Consider the following 18209-nt stretch of genomic DNA (forward strand, 5'->3'; position numbering starts at 1 on the left):
AGACGACCCCCGTCGTGGGCGTAAGGTTGCGAACCGGCCGTCACACAGCGAGCGGCCGCCGGAGCGCCCGTCTCACCCGCTGGTGGTTACCACTGGGTAGAGGTGACGTATCCCGTACCCGAGGTACACGATGGAGAACGGCGCGACAGCAGCAGAGCACGAATCCATGTGCGTGCACAGCACGACCGAAAAGCGAAGGAATAGCGTGGCTTCCGGATCCGATCGCAACCCGATCATCATTGGCGGCCTTCCCAGCCAGGTCCCGGACTTCGATCCAGAAGAGACCCAGGAATGGCTCGACTCGCTCGACGCAGCCGTCGATGAGCGAGGCCGGGAACGTGCCCGCTACCTGATGCTTCGCCTGATCGAGCGCGCCCGCGAGAAGCGGGTCGCCGTGCCCGAGATGCGCAGCACGGACTACGTCAACACCATCGCGACCAAGGACGAGCCGTTCTTCCCCGGCAACGAGGAGATCGAGCGCAAGATCCTGAACGCGACCCGCTGGAACGCGGCGGTGATGGTCTCCCGGGCGCAGCGTCCGGGCATCGGCGTCGGTGGCCACATCGCCACCTTCGCCTCGTCCGCCTCGCTGTACGACGTGGGCTTCAACCACTTCTTCCGCGGCAAGGACCACGACAGCGGCGACCAGATCTTCTTCCAGGGCCATGCCTCCCCCGGCATCTACGCCCGCGCCTTTCTGCTCGACCGGCTGAGCGAGGACCATCTGGACGGATTCCGTCAGGAGAAGTCCAAGCTCGGTCACGCGCTGTCCAGCTATCCGCACCCTCGGTCGATGCCGGACTTCTGGGAGTTCCCGACGGTCTCCATGGGCCTGGGCCCGCTCGGCGCGATCTTCCAGGCGCGGATGAACCGCTACATGGAGGCACGCGGCATCGCCGACACCTCCAACTCCCACGTATGGGCGTTCCTGGGCGACGGCGAGATGGACGAGCCGGAGTCGCTCGGCCAGCTCTCCCTGGCCGCCCGTGAGGGCCTGGACAACCTGACCTTCGTGGTCAACTGCAACCTCCAGCGGCTCGACGGCCCGGTGCGCGGCAACGGCAAGATCATCCAGGAGCTGGAGTCGCAGTTCCGCGGCGCCGGCTGGAACGTGATCAAGCTGGTCTGGGACCGCACCTGGGACCCGCTGCTGGCGCAGGACCGCGACGGCATCCTGGTCAACAAGCTGAACACCACGCCGGACGGTCAGTTCCAGACGTACGCGACCGAGACCGGCGCCTACATCCGCGACCACTTCTTCGGTGACGACCAGCGGCTGCGCAAGATGGTCGAGGGCATGACCGACGACCAGATCCTGCACCTGGGCCGCGGCGGTCACGACCACAGGAAGATCTACGCGGCGTACGCGGCGGCCAAGGCCCACAAGGGCCAGCCGACGGTGATCCTCGCGCAGACGGTCAAGGGCTGGACGCTCGGCCCGAACTTCGAGGGCCGCAACGCGACCCACCAGATGAAGAAGCTGACGGTCGACGACCTCAAGCGCTTCCGCGACCGGCTGCACCTGCCGATCCCGGACAAGGACCTGGAGTCCGGCCTGCCGCCGTACTACCACCCGGGCCGGGACTCGGAGGAGATCCAGTACATGCACGACCGCCGCAAGGCGCTGGGCGGCTACGCGCCGACCCGTGTCGTGCGTGCCAAGCCGCTGCAGCTGCCGGGCGACAAGACCTACGCCACCCTGAAGAAGGGCACCGGCCAGCAGCAGATCGCCACCACCATGGCGTTCGTCCGGCTGCTGAAGGACCTGATGCGGGACAAGGAGATCGGCAAGCGGTTCGTGCCGATCGCGCCCGACGAGTACCGCACCTTCGGTATGGACTCGCTCTTCCCCTCGGCGAAGATCTACTCCCCGCTGGGCCAGACGTACGAGTCGGTCGACCGTGAGCTGCTGCTCGCCTACAAGGAGTCGTCGACCGGTCAGATGCTGCACGACGGCATCTCCGAGGCGGGCTGTACGGCCTCGCTGATCGCGGCGGGGTCCGCCTACGCCACGCACGGCGAGCCGCTGATCCCGGTCTACGTCTTCTACTCGATGTTCGGCTTCCAGCGCACGGGCGACCAGTTCTGGCAGATGGCCGACCAGCTGGCGCGCGGTTTCGTCCTGGGCGCGACCGCCGGCCGTACGACCCTGACCGGTGAGGGTCTCCAGCACGCGGACGGCCACTCCCAGCTGCTGGCCTCGACCAACCCGGCGGTCGTCGCCTACGACCCGGCGTTCGGCTTCGAGATCGCCCATATCGTCCAGGACGGTCTGCGCCGGATGTACGGCGAGAACAGTGAGGACGTCTTCTACTACCTCACCGTCTACAACGAGCCGATCCAGCACCCGGCCGAGCCTGAGAACGTGGACCGCGAGGGCATCCTCAAGGGCCTCTACCGCTACCGCCAGGGCGAGCGGGGCACCATTCCGGCGCAGATCCTCGCCTCCGGTGTCGCGGTGCCGTGGGCCGTCGAGGCCCAGCGCATCCTGGCCGAGGACTGGGACGTCAAGGCGGACGTCTGGTCCGCGACCTCCTGGAACGAGCTGCGCCGGGACGCCGTCGAGGCAGAGGAGCACAACCTGCTCCACCCGGAGGAGGAGCAGCGCGTTCCGTATGTCACCCGGAAGCTCGCGGACGCGGAGGGCCCGAAGGTGGCCGTGTCCGACTGGATGCGGGCGGTTCCCGACCAGATCGCGCGCTGGGTGCCCGGCACGTACCAGTCGCTGGGCGCCGACGGCTTCGGCTTCGCCGACACGCGCGGCGCGGCACGGCGCTTCTTCCACATCGACGCCCAGTCGATCGTGCTCGGCGTGCTGACGGAGCTGGCGCGTGACGGCAAGATCGACCGCTCGGTCCTGAAGCAGGCGATCGACCGCTACCAGCTGCTGGACGTGGCCGCGGCCGACCCCGGCCCGGCGGGCGGCGACGCGTAGCCGTCTGCGACGGCGGTGAGCCGTACGCGGGGGCAGGCTGGATTCCCAGCCTGCCCCCGCGTTGTTCCCTGACCCCCAGGGGCCCGATCCGGGCCGCGCCGGGCCGGGCCGTGCCGTGCCGGGTCAGCGTTCCCAGATTTTGAAGGCCCGGATCTGGTAGGGGGTTTCGGGGGACCAGGAGCCGGTGGGGTAGGTGCGGAACTCGGCCGTCTCGGCGCATTCGCGGCTCTGGTACGCCGTCACCGGGCGGCCCGTGCGGTTCGCCAGTGAGGCGGCGGTGGTGCCGGACGGCAGGGGCACACAGCTCTCGATGTCGGTATCGGCCAGTTCATGGGTCTGGCGCGCCCCCGTGAAGGCGCCGCCCCGCCACAGGCACAGCTGCCCGGCGGTGCAGGTCCCCAGCCGTGGTGGTGCGGCGGCCCCGGCCGCCGCGGCGGCCGGGGCGGGGGTGGTGGTGAGGGTGGCCGCGAGGGCCAGGGCCGGAACGACGGCCGTAAGGATCGTGCGCATCACGCTTTCGCTCCCCGTGTGGCAAGAGTGGAAGAACAGAACGGGAGCCAGCCTGTCGCCGGCTCCCGTTCGCCACCATGGGGTCGATCACGGTCCACCCTGATAGGGGATGGACGGCCAGGGGTCAGATGTGCACGGCCCCGCCGGCCGCCTCCGCGTTCTCACCGCGCTTGGTGAAGCCCGCGACCAGGGCCGCGACCACCGAGACGACGGCGGCGACGGTGAAGGCGAGGCCCATCCCTGACACGAAGGTGTCATGCGCGACGGCCGTGATCTTCCCCGCGATCTCCTGCGGAGTGCCCTTGGGAACCGGGGCGATACCGACCTCGACGGCGTCCGACGCCTGGGACTCCGCGCCCTTGGGCATCGGCGGCAGCCCGGCGTCGGCCCACTTCTCCGGCAGCGTGTCGTCCACCCGGCCCGCCATGACCGCGCCCAGCACGGCCGTGCCGAGGCTCCCGCCGACCTGCATCGCGGCCTGCTGGAGGCCACCGGCGACACCGGCGTGCTGGATCGGGGCGTTGCCCACGATGACCTCGGTGGCGCCGACCATCACCGGGCCGAGGCCGAGGCCCAGCAGGGCGAACCACACGGACATCTCGACGCTGCCGCTGTTCACGTCCAGCCGGGAGAGACCGAACATCGACACGGCGGTGATCACCATGGAGATCACGAGCGGCAGCCGCGGGCCGAACTTGGTGATCACCGCACCGGCCAGCGGTGAGGCGATGATCATCATCGCGGTGAGCGGCAGCAGTCGCAGCCCGCTGTCGACGGGGCTCAGCCCGTGCACGTTCTGGAGGTAGAAGGTGACGAAGAAGAGACCGCCCATGAAGCCGAAGGCCATCAGCACCATCAGCACGGTGCCCGCGCTCAGCGCCACCGAGCGGAACATGCTGAGCGGCAGCAGCGGCTCGCGGGTCCGGCTCTCCCAGAAGACGAAGACGACGAAGCAGACCACCGCCAGGCCCAGGAAGAGCAGGGTGCGCCGGTCGCCCCACTGCCAGTCGGCGGCCTTGATCAGTGCCCAGATGAGGCAGAACATCGCACCGGACAGCAGGACGATGCCGGGGATGTCGAAGGACCTCGGGGCCTTCTCGGCGCGGTGGTCCACCAGCAGCAGCAGACCGAGGACCAGCGCCAGCACGCCGACCGGCGCGTTGATGAAGAAGACGGACTGCCAGTTGACGTGCTCGACGAGCAGTCCGCCGACGATCGGTCCGGCGGCGGTGGAGGCGCCGATCACCGCGCCCCAGATCCCGATCGCCATGTTGAGCTTCTCGGCGGGGAAGGTGGCGCGCAGCAGTCCGAGCGCCGCGGGCATCAGCAGCGCGCCGCACAGGCCCTGGAGCACCCGGAAGGTCACGACGAGCGAGACCTCGCTCGAGAAGCCGATGGCGGCCGAGGAGAGGGCGAAGCCGACGACGCCGATCAGGAAGGTCTGCCGGTGGCCGAAGCGGTCACCGAGCTTGCCCGCCGTGATCAGCGCGACGGCGAGGGCCAGCAGATAGCCGTTGGTGATCCACTGCACCTCGGCGAGCGAGGCGCCGAGGTCCTTCTGGATCGCCGGGTTGGCGATGGCGACGATCGTGCCGTCGAGGGCGACCATCGTCACGCCGAGGGCGACGGTGAGAAGCGTCAGCCATGGATGACCCCGAAGTCCTTTCGGGGGATCGACTATGGGAGGTTCCGGCGCCGAATCGGCGACGGTGGTCGAAGACGTCATGCCGGGAGACTAATGTCAGCGTCTGACAAAAGACAAACCTATTCATCCGCCGGTTACTGACGTTTTCCTCACAGATATCCTGAGCAGCCGCAACGCGGCCCGAACGCGGCAGAAAGAGAGCCGATAGGTGACAACGGACGAGGCAGTGGCGAACCCCGCGACGCCACCACCGGCCGGGCTGCGCGAGCGCAAGAAGCAGCGGACGCGCAACGCCCTGGTGCGCTCCGCGCTGGAGCTGTTCACCCGTCAGGGATACGAGCGGACGACGGTCGACGAGATCGCCGAGGCGGTCGAGGTCTCCCAGCGCACCTTCTTCCGCTACTTCGCCAACAAGGAGGAGGTCGCCTTCGCCAGCCAGGAGTCGGCCGAGTGCCACTTCTTCGCCGCCCTGTGCGGGCGCCCCGCGGGCGAGGCGCCGATGACCGCGCTGCGCCAGGCGATCCTCGACGCCTGGGGGACCATGGGGGACGCCATCGAGCAGATGGTGCCGCCCCAGCTCCATATGCGGATGTACCGGCTGATCGAGTCGACGCCGAGCCTGCTCGCCGCCCATCTGCGCCGCACCGCCGAACTGGAGGAGCGGCTGGCGCGCGAGATCGCCCGCCGTGAGGGGCTGGACATCGACACCGACCCGCGGCCGCGGGTGGTGGTCGCCATGTTCGGCGGGGTGATCCGGGTGGCCGGGAAGATGTGGGGCGAGGGCGAGGACGACAGCACGGTCACCTTGCGGGACCTCACCGCGTTCCATCTTGATTACGTGGGCCCAGCCCTCGCCGAACAATGGGACAAGTAGCAACAATTCCGGCATAGATCCCAGGAATTCCCACCCTCAAACGTGATATGAATCACGGCATTTGGCACCCGGTGCCGTGCTTCTCCTAGGGTGTTCCGCGGTGACTTCCTTCTCGGAGCTCGGCTCCCCCTCTCCCGGTTCCACCGCCTGGCGCGCCCTGCTCGCGCTGGCGGTGGTTTTCGTACTCCTCGCCACCACCGGCTGGACCGCCATAAGAAGTCACACGGGAGCCGCCGATCCGCTCTCCGCGTCGATCAACGCTTGGCGCCACGGCAGACTCAGCGGCCACGCCCTGCCCGATCCGTACGGCTCGCCGCGCGCGCTCAACCGCTGGTTCGACTCGCTCAGCAAGGCCCAGACGGACCGTCTGGTGCGCCGCTACCCGCTGGTCATCGGCAATCTCAACGGCGCGCCGGTGGCCCTGCGCTACCGCGCCAACCGCGTCGCCCTGACCAAAGCGCGCGCCGAGGAGCGCAAGCGGGTGCACGACCCCCGGCTCACCCCGCTGGGCCGCGCCGACGCGACCCGCCGGATGGACCGCTACGAGGACCTGCTGGGCGCCGGGCGGCAGATCTTCTCCTTCGACCCGTCGGGCGCCGGACGGGCCGCCGAGGTCTTCGGCGACCTCGCCCACGCCACCCGGGTCTCGATCGTGGTCCCGGGCGTGGACACCAACATCCTGACGTTCCAGAAGACCGGGCGCCCGTACACCGCCACGGTCGGCATGGCCCGTGCGCTCTACCAGAACGAGCGGACCGACGCCCCGGACACCAAGACCGCCGTCATCGCCTGGGCCGACTACACCTCCCCGGCCGGGATCGGCATGGACGCGGCCACCGGCAAGCTCGCCGCCCAGGGCGCGGTGCGGCTGCGCGCGCTGGTCGACGCGCTGCCCTCGCTCTCCCGTGTCTCGCTGATGTGCCACAGCTACGGCTCGGTGGTGTGCGGGGTCGCCGCCCGCGACCTGCCGCCCAAGGTCACCGATATCGCGGTGGCCGGCAGCCCCGGTATGCGCGCCGACCACGTCTCCGACCTGGGGACCAGCGCCCGGGTGTGGGCGATGCGCGACTCCGGCGACTGGATCGAGGACATTCCGCATCTGGAGGTCGGCGGGCTCGGCCACGGCGCGGACCCGCTCTCCTCCGGCTTCGGCGCCCGGGTGCTGTCCGCGGACGGGGCGCATGGACACGCCGGATACTTCGAACCGGGCACCACCAGCCTGGACAACTTCGCACGGGTGGGAATCGGCGCCGTCCAGTCCGTGAGCTGCGGCAACGGTGACGACTGCACGGCGGGGCTGCGCTGACGCGACGCGGAAACACCGGAAACTCTAGTGACGCGCGTAGCCTCAAAGGGGGACGGGCCGGGGTACCGCCGCATACGATGAGCCGCATGGGTGATGTGCTGGCGGGTTTTCAGACCGTCTGGGAGTTCGACACCGACTCCGTGCTCATCCGCTTCGAACGGGGGATCCGCACGCCGAAGCTGCTCCAGACGCTCGGCGAACGCCGCATCCCCTACGAGGCGCTGTCCGGGGTGGAGCTCACCCCGGGCAAACGGGGAACGGTGGTGTTGCGCGCCGTGCCGAGACCGGGCGCCGACCCGCTGATGGACGCGGCCGGCGGCCAGCTCAAGGAGGCGTACGACCCGTACCGCCTGGTGCTGCCGGCCGAGCGGGAGACCCTCGCCGACTACTACGCGGAACAGATACGCGCCGTCCTGGGCCCGGACGCCGGCATCCCCGCCGAGGCGTATCTGGTGACCGTGCCCCAGGCGCCGCTGTCCTTCAAGGCGTACGACGGCAAGGCGTCCTTCGACGGCAAGGCGATCTCCTTCCGCTGGTTCTGGACCGGCGCCTCCTCGGCGAAGTGGAAGGCCGGGGACCAGCGCTTCCGGATCGAGGAGCTGACCGGGGTGGAGTGGCGGTCACCGGAGAGCCGGGGCTCGGCGGGCACCGCGCCCAAGGAGGGCTCCGCCCAAGGGGGGCCCGTCGCAGGCGGTTCCGCCACGGACGCGGCGGCCACGGACGCGGCGGCCAAGGACGGCACGGCCCGGAACGGTACGGCCAAGAACGGCACGGCCCGGAACGGCACCGGCAAGGGCTCCCCCAAGGGCGGCGGCCACGGCCATCTGCGGCTGCTGCGCCGCTCCGCCGAGGACCAGCCCGCCGGCCGCCCCGACCAGGACCCCGCGGCCGTCGTCTTCGGGATGGGCTACGGACTCGTCCACCAGTCGCTGCCGTTCGCCGCGGCCGTCCTGGAGGCCATCCAGGTCTCCGCCCCGGTGCCGTGCGCCGAGGGCGCCCCGTCCCCGGCACGGGCCGCCGCCCCGCGCCGCGACCCCGCCGACATTGCCGAACGCATCCGCCATCTGGGCGAGTTGCACACGGCCGGACTGCTGACCGACGACGAGTTCAGCGCGAAGAAGGCCGAACTGCTGGCGGAACTGTAGGTGTCCGGCTCCCCCTCCGCGCCGGCGGACGCGGCCGCCGGCCCGGCGTCCACCGCGCACGAGAGCCTGCCCAGGGCCGCCCGGCGGCAGGTGGGCGCCCTCGCCCGCGCCCTGGTGACCCCCAGCTATCCGGCGACGCCGCTGTTCGCCCGGTCGCCCAGGCGCTGGGTGCGCCGGGTGCCGTACGGCGTGGCGATGATCCTCATCGCGATCCTGCTTCCGGTCTCCGCCCAAGTCCTGACCTCCGAATACGGGGTGGGCGGCGGCGTCGCCACGCTGTTCGGCGTCGCCCAGTCCACCCCGCTGCTGCTGTCCGTCACCCGTCCCCTTCAGGCGTGGTGGATCGTCCTCCTCAGCGACATCGTCTGCGCGCTGACGGTGCTCGGCGCCACGGACCCCGACCGCCAGGTGTGGCCCTGGCCGCCGGCCGCCCTCATCGGCTACCTCTTCCTGCTGCTCGCCCTCGCGCTGCGCGAACCGCCCCGCACCCTGGTGGCGGTGTGGCTGGTCACCGGCGTCGCCGGGGTGGCGCTCGGCGTGGCCTTCCCGGAGCGGAGCAACGGCAGCAACGTGGTGCTGTTCGTGTTCAGCGGGGTGGTGCTGCTCGTCGTCGGCGCGCTGCGCGAGCGCGGGGACGCCCGGCGGCGGCTGGCCGAACAGGAGACGATCAGCGAGGCCGAACGGGCCCGTCGCACCCTGCTGGAGGAGCGCGCCCGGATCGCCCGTGAGCTGCACGATGTGGTCGCCCACCACATGTCCGTGATCACCGTGCAGGCGGACAGCGCCCCGTACCGGATCGGCGGTCTGCCCGCCGAGGCGGAGCGGGAGTTCTCCACCATCGCCGCCACCGCCCGGCAGTCGCTCGCCGAGATGCGGCGGCTGCTGGGTGTCTTGCGCAGTGCGGAAACCCGCGGGGAGCGGACGCCGCAGCCAGGGCTGCGGCAGGTGCCGCAGCTGGTCGAGGCGACCGTGCGGGCCGGCATACCGACCACGCTGACCGTCGCCGAGGACGTGGCCGGGCTCGAACCGCTGCCACCGGCCGTGGGGCTGTCCGCATACCGCATCGTGCAGGAGGCGCTGGCCAATGTGGTGCGGCACGCACCGGGCGCCGCCACCCGGGTGTCCGTCTCGGCCGTCCCGGCCGTCCCGGCCGTCTCGGCCGAGGACCGCTCGGCGCTGACCGTGCTGGTGGTCAACGGCCCACCGGCCGGCACGCCCACCAGACCCGTGGAGACCAGCGGCACCGGCCATGGCCTCGTCGGCATGGCCGAACGCGTACGGCTGGTCGGCGGCACGCTCGACACCGGCCCGCTGCCCGACGGCGGCTTCCGCGTCGCGGCCCGGCTCCCCCTGACCGACCTCGAACAGCGCGAAGAGACGGACCCGTCATGACCATCAAGGTGATCATCGTCGACGACCAGGCGATGGTGCGGGCGGGGTTCGCCGCGCTGCTCGCCGCGCAGAGCGATATCGACGTCGTCGGCGAGGCGCCGGACGGGCGGGAGGGCGTGGAGGTCAGCCGCCGCACCCACCCCGATGTGGTGCTGATGGATGTCCGGATGCCCGAGATGGACGGGCTGACGGCGGCCCGTCAGCTGCTGGACCCGCCGCGCGGGGTCACCCACCGGCCGAAGGTGCTGATGCTCACCACCTTCGACGTGGACGACTACGTCTACGAGGCGCTGCGCGCCGGGGCCAGCGGCTTTCTGCTGAAGGACGCCCCGCCGGCCGATCTGATCTCGGCGGTCCGGGTGGTGGCGGCGGGTGAGGCGCTGCTCGCCCCGTCCGTCACCCGCCGGCTGATCGCCGACTTCGCCCGCCAGCGCCCCGCCCCGCGCCGCGACGGACGCGCCCTGCGGCGCGGGCGGCTGACACCGCGTGAGACGGAGGTGCTGGAGCTGATCGCCCGGGGCCTGTCCAACCAGGAGATCGCCGAGGCGCTGGTGCTCGCGGAGCAGACGGTGAAGACGCATGTCGGCCGGGTGCTGGCCAAGCTCGCACTCCGCGACCGCGCGCAAGCGGTGATCTTCGCCTACGAGTCGGGTCTGGTGACTCCGGGCAGCCAGTGACCCCGGCCGGGGCCAGACCGGTTCGCAGCGGGGCTCGCCGCCCCAGAAACCGGCGACCGCCCACGCCCCGCCCGCCGCCCTCTGCCACGGCTACGGCTACGGCCACGGCCACGGCCACGGCTACGGCTGTCGGACGAGGCCATCGCGGACCGGCCGCCCCGCGATGGCCTCGTCCGACAGCCGTGCCGACCGCGCTGTGCGGGAATCGCTCCGCCTGCGTGCCGGACCGGCTTCGCGCTGGACCGCCCGGCCCAGGCCGCCGACGGGGTGACGCCCGCGACCCGCCAGGCGGCGGGGCAACCCACCGGACAGTGCGGCCACCCGCCGGGCACTACCGCGACGCACCACTGGCCCAGTACCGCAACCCCCGCCAAGCGCCACCGCGGCGCGCCGCCAAGCGGCCGACGCACCGCCAGGCCGACCGCGACACGCCAAGCCGACCCGCAGCACCCCACGCACCGCCGACCCGCTGCCACAACCCACCACCGAGCAGCACCGCGGCGCGCCGCCAAGCGGCCCACGCACCGCCAGGCCGACCGCGACACGCCAAGCCGACCGACCACACCGCCACACCCCACCGACCCGGCACCGCCACCCACGCACCCACCACCGGGCGGTGACGCAAACCCGCCGCCGGGCGGTGCCACGCCCCACCGTCGGCACAGTGCCGGGCCCCGCCGGGCGGTACCGCGCAGTGCCACAACCCGCCGCCGCCGCGGGCGTCACGCGCGGCGTGACGCCCGCGGCGGCGGCGCGTCGGCTGCCGCTGGGCTTTTGGCTAGGCGCGGCCCGCGCTCGTCGCGCTCATGTCGGCGTAGCGGGCGCCCACCACCTGTGCGGCGATCGGCTCCAGCGCGGCCAGCTCGTCCGCGGTCAGCTCGATCCGGGTCGCGGCGGTGTTCTGCTCGATCCGGGCGCGGGTGCGGGTGCCGGGGATCGGTACCACGGCGAGCCGGTGCACCTGGGCCTGCTGCTGCACCCAGGCCAGCGCGATCTGGGCGAGCGTGGCGCCGCGCGCCTCGGCGATCGTGCGGAGGGGCGCCAGCAGCGCGGCGTTGGCGGCCGCGTTGTCGCCGGTGAAGCGTGGCTGCCGGCGGCGGAAGTCGTCCTCGCCCAGCTCCCGCTCGGCGTTGACGAACGAGCCGGTCAGGAAGCCGCGGCCGAGCGGGGAGTACGGCACGAGGGCGACGCCCAGCTCCGCGGCGGTCGCCACGACGCTGTTCTCGCCGCCGTCCTCCACATCGCGGCTGAACAGGGACCACTCCGACTGCACCGCCGCGATGGGGTGCACCGCGTGCGCCGCGCGCAGCTCGTTCGCCGTGACCTCGCTCAGCCCGAGGTGCTTGACCTTCCCCTCGGCCACCAGCTCGGCCATGGTGCCGACGCTCTCCTCCAGCGGCACCTCGGGGTTGCGCCGGTGCATGTAGTACAGGTCGACGTGGTCGACCCCGAGGCGGCGCAGGCTGCCCTCGATGGCCTGGCGGATGTACGGGCGGTCGTTGCGGATGCGCTGGTTGCCGAACGGCTCGTTCTCGTTCCGCTGGATGGCGAACTTGGTGGCCAGGGTGATCCGGTCCCGGTTGGCCCGGACGAAGGGGGAGATGAACTCCTCGTTCCGCCCGAAGCCGTAGACATCGGCGGTGTCGAAGAGCGTGACCCCCAGTTCCAGGGCCCGCTCCAGCGTCGCCCGCGCCTCCGCCTCGTCCTGGGTCGGTCCGTAGGCCCAGCTCATGCCCATGCAGCCCAGGCCCTGGACGCCGACCTCGGGTCCGCCGGTGCCCAGGCCGACCGTGGCGATCGTCTCGTTGGTGCTGTCGCTCATACGGGGTTCAGACCCTCTCCGACGCCCTCCGGGCGTCAGCGTAGACATCGATCTTGTAGTCGAGAACGGCGAGCGTGCTCTGCAGCTCGGCGATCCGCTCCCGTACGTTCTCGCGGTGGGTGGTCAACAGCTCCTCCCGCTCGGGGAAGGTGTGCTCGCCCTCCCGCACCAGCTCGGCGTAGCGGACCATGTCCGCGACCGGCATCCCGGTCAGCCGCAGCTTGCCGACGAGGTGGAGCCAGTCCAGGTCGCGGTTGGTGAAGCAACGCTGGCCGGTGTGGGTACGGTCCACGTGCGGCATCAGCCCGATCCGCTCGTACCAGCGCAGGGTGTGCGCCGTCAGCCCGGTGTGGGCGGCCACCTCACTGATCGTGTAGCGGTCCTGCCCGGTGGGCCGGGGGTGCGTGGTGCTTCCCATACTCACCGGAGCGCTGTCCAACACGGTCATGCCGATTCACCTCTCGCAGGTCGTCGATCCGCACGCCTCATCGACGTCTTCAACGCTATTGACTTGGAGTGCACTCCAAGCAAGCGGAGATTTGGCGGAATCTTGGGCGGCGTGAGTCCCCTCGGCACCCGGCACTAGGCTCTGGGGCATGGAGAGCCTGCGGATGATCGAGAACTGGCCGGTCCCGACGGCGGCGGCCGCCGTCGTACGCGCGGACGGCACCCTGGCCGGATCGTACGGCCCGACCGGCCACCGATTCCCCCTCGCCTCGGTCACCAAACCGCTCGCCGCGTACGCCGCGCTGGTCGCCGTCGAGGAGGGCGCGGTGGAGCTGGACGAACCGGCGGGGCCCGAGGGCTCCACGGTGCGCCATCTGCTGGCGCACACCTCGGGGCTCGCCTTCGACGAGCACCGGCCGGCCGCCGCGCCCGGCAACCGCCGGCTCTACTCGAACGCCGGGTTCGAGGTGCTGGGCGACCACATCGCCAAGGCCACGGACATCCCGTTCCCGGAGTATCTGCGCCAGGCGGTGCTGGAGCCGCTCGGCATGACCGCCACCGAGCTGCCCGGCTCCCCCGCCAAGGACGGCGTCTCGACCGTGGACGACCTGGTGCGCTTCGCGGCGGAGCTCCAGGCCCCGCGGCTGCTGGCGGCCGAGACGCTGGCCGAGGCCACCTCCGTGGTCCATCCGGGTCTCACGGGTGTGCTGCCCGGCTACGGACACCAGCGGCCCAACGACTGGGGGCTCGGCTTCGAGATACGCGACGGCAAGTCGCCGCACTGGACCGGCGCCTCCTCCTCGCCCCGCACTTTCGGGCATTTCGGCCAGTCGGGGACGTTCCTGTGGGTGGACCCGGACGCGCGCGCCGCCTGTGTCGCCCTGACCGACCGGGCCTTCGGGCCCTGGGCGATCGAGGTCTGGCCGACGCTCACCGACGCGATCCTGGCGGAGCTGGGCTGAAGCCGGCCGCCCGTCGCCAAGGGCGCGTCGCCGTCGCCTGCCGCCCGTCACCAAGGGCTGTCGCCCGTCGCCTGTGCGTGCGTCGGCGGTCAGCCGAAGACCGGTTCCGCGCGCATCTCCCAGATCAGCAGCTCCGCGGGGCCCTCGGCCCGCGCCTCCAGCCCCCGCGCATCCGTGATCCGGGCCGCGTCGCCGGGTGCCAGGGTCTCCCCGTCGAGCCGCACCGCGCCGCGCACCGCATGCGCGTACACCCACGGCGCGTCCGGCAGCGCGGTGCGCTCACCGTCCATCAGCCGCCGTACGTGCAGTACCGCCTCGGTGCGCTCCAGTGCGTACGGGGTGCCGTCGGCGATGCCGCGCACCACCTCGTAGCCGGGGTCGGTCGCGGCGGCGGGGCCCGGCACCAGCCACATCTGGACGAAGGTGAGGGGTTCCGCGCCCGCGTTGCGCTCGGTGTGCCGCACCCCGCTGCCCGCGCTGAGCCGCTGCACATCGCCGGGGCGCACCACGGTCCGCGCGCCGGTGGAGTCCTGGTGGGTGAGCTCGCCCTGGACGACCCAGGTGACGATCTCCATATCGCGGTGCGGATGTTCGGCGAAGCCCGCGCCGGGGGCGAGCCGCTCCTCGTTGCAGGCGACGAGGGACCCGAACCGCACATTGCCGGGGTCGTAGTGCCCAGAGAAGGAAAAGGCGTGGCGCGTCTCGATGCCCGCGCCGTCCCCGCCCGGATACCGTGCACCGGACCGCTGTATCCACATCACCCGGTCCACGGTAGTGCGCCCCGATCTGCCCGTCCCGACCTCCCCCCGCCCCTACCCCCGCGTAGCCTCCCGCCCCCAGCGCTCACCACCCGATAAGGCAGTCTTGTCCTCGTGCCTGAACCAGCCTCGAACACCCCGCATCCGCACAGTGCCACCCTGCGCCGCCTGGAGAAGTCCTCCGGAAAGCTCGCCGCCAGCGCCATCGCGCGCATGGACGAGCAGCTGCCGTGGTACCGCGCGATGCCGCCCGAGAACCGCTCCTGGATCGGGCTGGTGGCGCAGGCGGGCATCGCGGCCTTCACCGAATGGTTTCGCCATCCCGAGACGCCCCAGGCGATCAGCACCGATGTGTTCGGCACCGCGCCGCGCGAGCTGACCCGGGCGATCACCCTGCGGCAGACCGTGGAGATGGTCCGCACGACCATCGAGGTCATGGAGTCGGCGATCGACGACGTGGCGGCGCCGGGCGATGAGTCGGTGCTGCGCGAGGCGCTGCTGGTGTACGCGCGGGAGATCGCGTTCGCCACCGCCCAGGTGTACGCGCAGGCCGCCGAGGCGCGCGGCGCCTGGGACGCCCGGCTGGAGTCGCTGGTGGTCAACGCGGTGCTGTCCGGGGAGGCGGACGAGGGGGCGCTGTCCCGCGCCGCCGCCCTGGGCTGGAACTCCCCCGACCATGTGTGCGTGGTGCTGGGCACCGCCCCGGACGGGGACAGCGAGCTCACGGTGGAGGCGATCCGGCGGGCCGCCCGCCACGCCAAGCTCCAGGTCCTCACCGGGGTGCTGGGCGACCGGCTGGTGGTGGTCGCGGGCGGCTCGGACAATCCGCTCCAGGCGGCGAAGGCGCTGATCGGCCCGTATGCCCCGGGTCCGGTGGTGGCCGGTCCCGTGGTCTCCGATCTGCTGGCCGCGACCCGCTCGGCGGGGGCGGCGGCGGCCGGTCTGAAGGCGTGCACTGCCTGGCCGGACGCCCCCCGTCCGGTACTCGCGGACGATCTGCTGCCCGAGCGCGCGATGGCCGGGGATCCGGCCGCCCGTGAGCAGTTGGTGGAGGAGATCTACAGACCGCTGGAGGAAGCCGGTTCCGCGCTGCTGGAGACGCTGAGTGTGTACCTCGAGCAGGCGAGCAGTCTGGAGGGCGCGGCCCGGATGCTCTTCGTTCACCCGAACACCGTGCGCTACCGGCTACGACGTGTGACCGACGTCACCGGATGGTCGCCTTCCGACGTCAGGTCGGCGTTTACTCTGCGCATAGCCCTGATCCTGGGCCGTCTCGCCGATGCGAACATATTGCCCTGACCGTTTGTCGGACCCCCACAATTCCCCTGACCGTTCTTCGTCCTTGTCCTCACGGGCGGGTCGGACCCCCCACAAGAGAGAGTGTGAGAGTGCTCGTACTCGTCGCTCCCGGCCAGGGCGCTCAAAAGCCCGGCTTCCTGACCCCCTGGCTCGACCTCCCCGGCGTCTCCGAACGTCTGGCCTGGTGGTCGGCCGTCTCCGGTCTGGACCTCATCCACTACGGCACGAAGGCCGATGAGGAGGAGATCCGCGACACCGCGGTGGCCCAGCCGCTGCTGGTGGCCGCCGGTCTGGTCGCCGCCCACGCGCTGTTCGCGGAGGGCATCGAGGGCGCGACCGGTCTCGCGGAGCTGCCGAACCGTATCGGCGCGGTCGCGGGCCACAGCGTCGGAGAGATCACCGCGGCCGCGGCCGCGGGCGTGTTCACCGACGAGGCGGCCATGGTGCTGGTCCGCCGGCGCGGCCTGGCCATGGCCGAGGCCGCGAGCCGTGCCGAGACCGGCATGGCCGCCATACTGGGTGGTGAGCAGGACGATGTCGTCGCCCATCTGGAGAAGCACGGGCTGACCCCGGCGAACGTCAACGGCGCCGGGCAGATCGTGGCCGCGGGCACCGCCGAGCAGCTGGCGGCGCTGGCCGAGGACAAGCCGGAGGGGGTGCGCCGCGTCGTACCGCTCAAGGTGGCCGGCGCGTTCCACACCGACCACATGGCCCCGGCGGTCGCCACGCTCGAGACCCTGGTCGCGGGCGTCCCGGTGGCCGATCCGCGCACCGCTTACGTCTCCAACCGCGACGGCGGGGTCGTGGCGTCCGGGGCCGAGGTGGTCGAGCGGCTGGTCGCCCAGGTGTCCAACCCGGTGCGCTGGGACCTGTGCATGGAGACCTTCCAGCGGCTGGGCGTCACCGCGCTGATCGAGCTGGCCCCGGGCGGAACGCTCACCGGCATCGCCAAGCGCGCCCTGCCGGGCGTCACCAACCTGGCGCTGAAGACTCCGGACGATCTCGACGCGGCCCGTGCGCTGATCGAGGAGCACGCCGTCCCCGCCGTCGACACACCGGCCGAAGAGGAGCCCCGAGAAGCATGACCGCGAAGATCAAGCCCAGCAAGGGCGCCCCGTACGCGCGCATTCTCGGCGTCGGCGGCTACCGGCCCACCCGGGTGGTGCCCAACGAGGAGATCCTCAAGCACATCGACTCCTCGGACGAGTGGATCCGCACCCGCTCGGGCATCGTCACCCGTCACTGGGCCGGTCCGGACGAGACGGTCGCCGCCATGTCCGTGGAGGCGGGCGGCAAGGCCATCGCCGACGCGGGGCTGACGCCGGAGCAGATCGGCGGTGTGATCGTCTCGACGGTCTCGCACTTCAAGCAGACCCCGGCGATCGCCACCGAGATCGCGCATCTGCTGGGCGCCGGCAAGCCGGCCGCGTTCGACATCTCGGCGGGCTGCGCGGGCTTCGGCTACGGGCTGACCCTCGCCAAGGGCTTGATCACCGACGGTACCGCGGAGTATGTGCTGGTCATCGGCGTCGAGCGGCTTTCCGACCTGACCGACCTGGAGGACCGGGCAACGGCCTTCCTGTTCGGTGACGGCGCCGGCGCCGTGGTCGTCGGCCCCTCCAAGGAGCCCGCGATCGGCCCGACCGTCTGGGGCTCGGAGGGCGACAAGTCCGACACCATCAGCCAGACCCTGCCCTGGGACGTCTACCGCGACCAGGACGCGGCGGAGGTGCGCTACCCGGCGCTGCGCCAGGAGGGCCAGGCGGTCTTCCGCTGGGCCGTCTACGAGATGGCGAAGGTGGCCCAGCAGGCCCTGGACGAGGCCGGAATCAGCGCGGAGGACCTCGACGCGTTCATCCCCCACCAGGCCAATATGCGGATCATCGACTCGATGATCAAAACCCTCAAGCTGCCGGAGCACGTCACGGTCGCCCGTGATGTGGAGACCACCGGCAACACCTCGGCCGCCTCCATTCCGCTCGCCATGGAGCGGCTGTTGGCGACGGGGCAGGCGAAGAGCGGCGACACCGCGCTCGTCATCGGATTCGGAGCCGGTCTCGTCTACGCAGCGACGGTCGTTACCCTCCCTTAGGCTCCATAGTCCATATCCACGCAGCCCCGCAGAAGTCGGACGCTGCGCCACCACCGCAACACACCGAAGAAGGAGCGCCGCAATGGCCGCCACTCAGGAAGAGATCCTCGAGGGTCTCGCCGAGATCGTCAACGAGATCGCCGGTATCCCGACCGAGGACGTCCTGCTGGACAAGTCCTTCACCGACGACCTGGACGTCGACTCGCTGTCCATGGTCGAGGTGGTCGTCGCCGCCGAGGAGCGCTTCGACGTGAAGATCCCGGACGACGACGTCAAGAACCTCAAGACCGTCGGCGACGCCGTCGAGTACATCCTCAAGCACCAGGGCTGAGCCCTAGGAGACCG

At 71.4% G+C, this 18209-nt stretch carries 16 protein-coding genes; 11 read left to right on the forward strand and 5 right to left on the reverse strand.

Translation table 11 applies throughout. The features are described 5' to 3' along the window. The first annotated feature begins 205 nt into the window (after positions 1 to 205). Positions 206 to 2935 (forward strand): pyruvate dehydrogenase (acetyl-transferring), homodimeric type, encoded by a 2730-nt coding sequence (gene aceE / locus PS467_RS13715; protein ID WP_311035517.1) that lies wholly within the window; start codon positions 206 to 208, stop codon positions 2933 to 2935. A 123-nt stretch (positions 2936 to 3058) separates the two neighbouring features. On the opposite strand, the gene PS467_RS13720 is transcribed toward aceE, so the two are convergent. Beyond that, positions 3059 to 3445 (reverse strand): peptidase inhibitor family I36 protein, encoded by a 387-nt coding sequence (locus PS467_RS13720; protein WP_311035518.1) that lies wholly within the window; start codon positions 3443 to 3445, stop codon positions 3059 to 3061. 124 nt (positions 3446 to 3569) lie between these two features. Next, on the reverse strand, positions 3570 to 5171 hold the full coding sequence (locus PS467_RS13725; protein ID WP_268971780.1) for an MFS transporter: 1602 nt from the start codon (positions 5169 to 5171) through the stop codon (positions 3570 to 3572). A 127-nt stretch (positions 5172 to 5298) separates the two neighbouring features. Between PS467_RS13725 and PS467_RS13730 the strand changes: the two genes are divergently transcribed. From PS467_RS13730 to PS467_RS13750, 5 genes are all read left to right on the forward strand, one after another. Then, positions 5299 to 5964: a TetR family transcriptional regulator gene (locus PS467_RS13730; protein WP_268971781.1), complete on the forward strand. Its 666-nt coding sequence runs from the start codon at positions 5299 to 5301 to the stop codon at positions 5962 to 5964. A gap of 100 nt (positions 5965 to 6064) precedes the next feature. After that, entirely contained in the window at positions 6065 to 7270 is a 1206-nt protein-coding gene (locus PS467_RS13735; protein ID WP_311035519.1) for an alpha/beta hydrolase, read from the forward strand. 86 nt (positions 7271 to 7356) lie between these two features. Then, positions 7357 to 8415, forward strand: a complete 1059-nt coding sequence (locus tag PS467_RS13740; protein WP_311035520.1) for a DUF4429 domain-containing protein — start codon at positions 7357 to 7359, stop codon at positions 8413 to 8415. Further along, complete coding sequence (locus tag PS467_RS13745) at positions 8416 to 9807, forward strand: sensor histidine kinase (RefSeq protein ID WP_311035521.1); 1392 nt, start codon at positions 8416 to 8418, stop codon at positions 9805 to 9807. Beyond that, entirely contained in the window at positions 9804 to 10484 is a 681-nt protein-coding gene (locus tag PS467_RS13750) for a response regulator (protein ID WP_311035522.1), read from the forward strand. Before PS467_RS13745 ends, PS467_RS13750 begins: the two co-directional genes overlap by 4 nt. A gap of 778 nt (positions 10485 to 11262) precedes the next feature. Here PS467_RS13750 and PS467_RS13755 read toward each other — a convergent pair. Together PS467_RS13755 and PS467_RS13760 are read right to left on the reverse strand one after the other, a co-directional pair. Next, a complete protein-coding gene (locus tag PS467_RS13755) occupies positions 11263 to 12306 on the reverse strand; it encodes an aldo/keto reductase (protein WP_311035523.1) in 1044 nt (347 codons plus the stop codon). A gap of 7 nt (positions 12307 to 12313) precedes the next feature. Beyond that, complete coding sequence (locus tag PS467_RS13760; RefSeq protein WP_311035524.1) at positions 12314 to 12754, reverse strand: MerR family transcriptional regulator; 441 nt, start codon at positions 12752 to 12754, stop codon at positions 12314 to 12316. Between the two features lie 148 nt (positions 12755 to 12902). On the opposite strand from PS467_RS13760, the gene PS467_RS13765 reads away from it, so the two are divergent. Continuing rightward, on the forward strand, positions 12903 to 13715 hold the full coding sequence (locus PS467_RS13765) for a serine hydrolase domain-containing protein (RefSeq protein WP_311035525.1): 813 nt from the start codon (positions 12903 to 12905) through the stop codon (positions 13713 to 13715). Between the two features lie 89 nt (positions 13716 to 13804). Here PS467_RS13765 and PS467_RS13770 read toward each other — a convergent pair whose 3' ends face one another. After that, complete coding sequence (locus PS467_RS13770) at positions 13805 to 14473, reverse strand: pirin family protein (protein ID WP_311039847.1); 669 nt, start codon at positions 14471 to 14473, stop codon at positions 13805 to 13807. Between the two features lie 114 nt (positions 14474 to 14587). Between PS467_RS13770 and PS467_RS13775 the strand changes: the two genes are divergently transcribed. The 4 genes from PS467_RS13775 (at position 14588) to PS467_RS13790 (ending at position 18195) form a co-directional block, all read left to right on the forward strand. Further along, a complete protein-coding gene (locus PS467_RS13775) occupies positions 14588 to 15772 on the forward strand; it encodes a PucR family transcriptional regulator (RefSeq protein ID WP_268971789.1) in 1185 nt (394 codons plus the stop codon). An 89-nt stretch (positions 15773 to 15861) separates the two neighbouring features. Further along, positions 15862 to 16857, forward strand: coding sequence for an ACP S-malonyltransferase (locus PS467_RS13780; protein WP_311035526.1), 996 nt, complete (start codon positions 15862 to 15864; stop codon positions 16855 to 16857). Beyond that, complete coding sequence (locus tag PS467_RS13785) at positions 16854 to 17864, forward strand: ketoacyl-ACP synthase III (RefSeq protein ID WP_311035527.1); 1011 nt, start codon at positions 16854 to 16856, stop codon at positions 17862 to 17864. Before PS467_RS13780 ends, PS467_RS13785 begins: the two co-directional genes overlap by 4 nt. A gap of 82 nt (positions 17865 to 17946) precedes the next feature. Further along, positions 17947 to 18195: an acyl carrier protein gene (locus PS467_RS13790; RefSeq protein WP_014060365.1), complete on the forward strand. Its 249-nt coding sequence runs from the start codon at positions 17947 to 17949 to the stop codon at positions 18193 to 18195. Positions 18196 to 18209: the final 14 nt, after the last annotated feature.

Origin of the sequence: Streptomyces luomodiensis (genome assembly GCF_031679605.1) — a bacterium.
Taxonomy (GTDB): Bacteria; Actinomycetota; Actinomycetes; order Streptomycetales; family Streptomycetaceae; genus Streptomyces; species Streptomyces luomodiensis.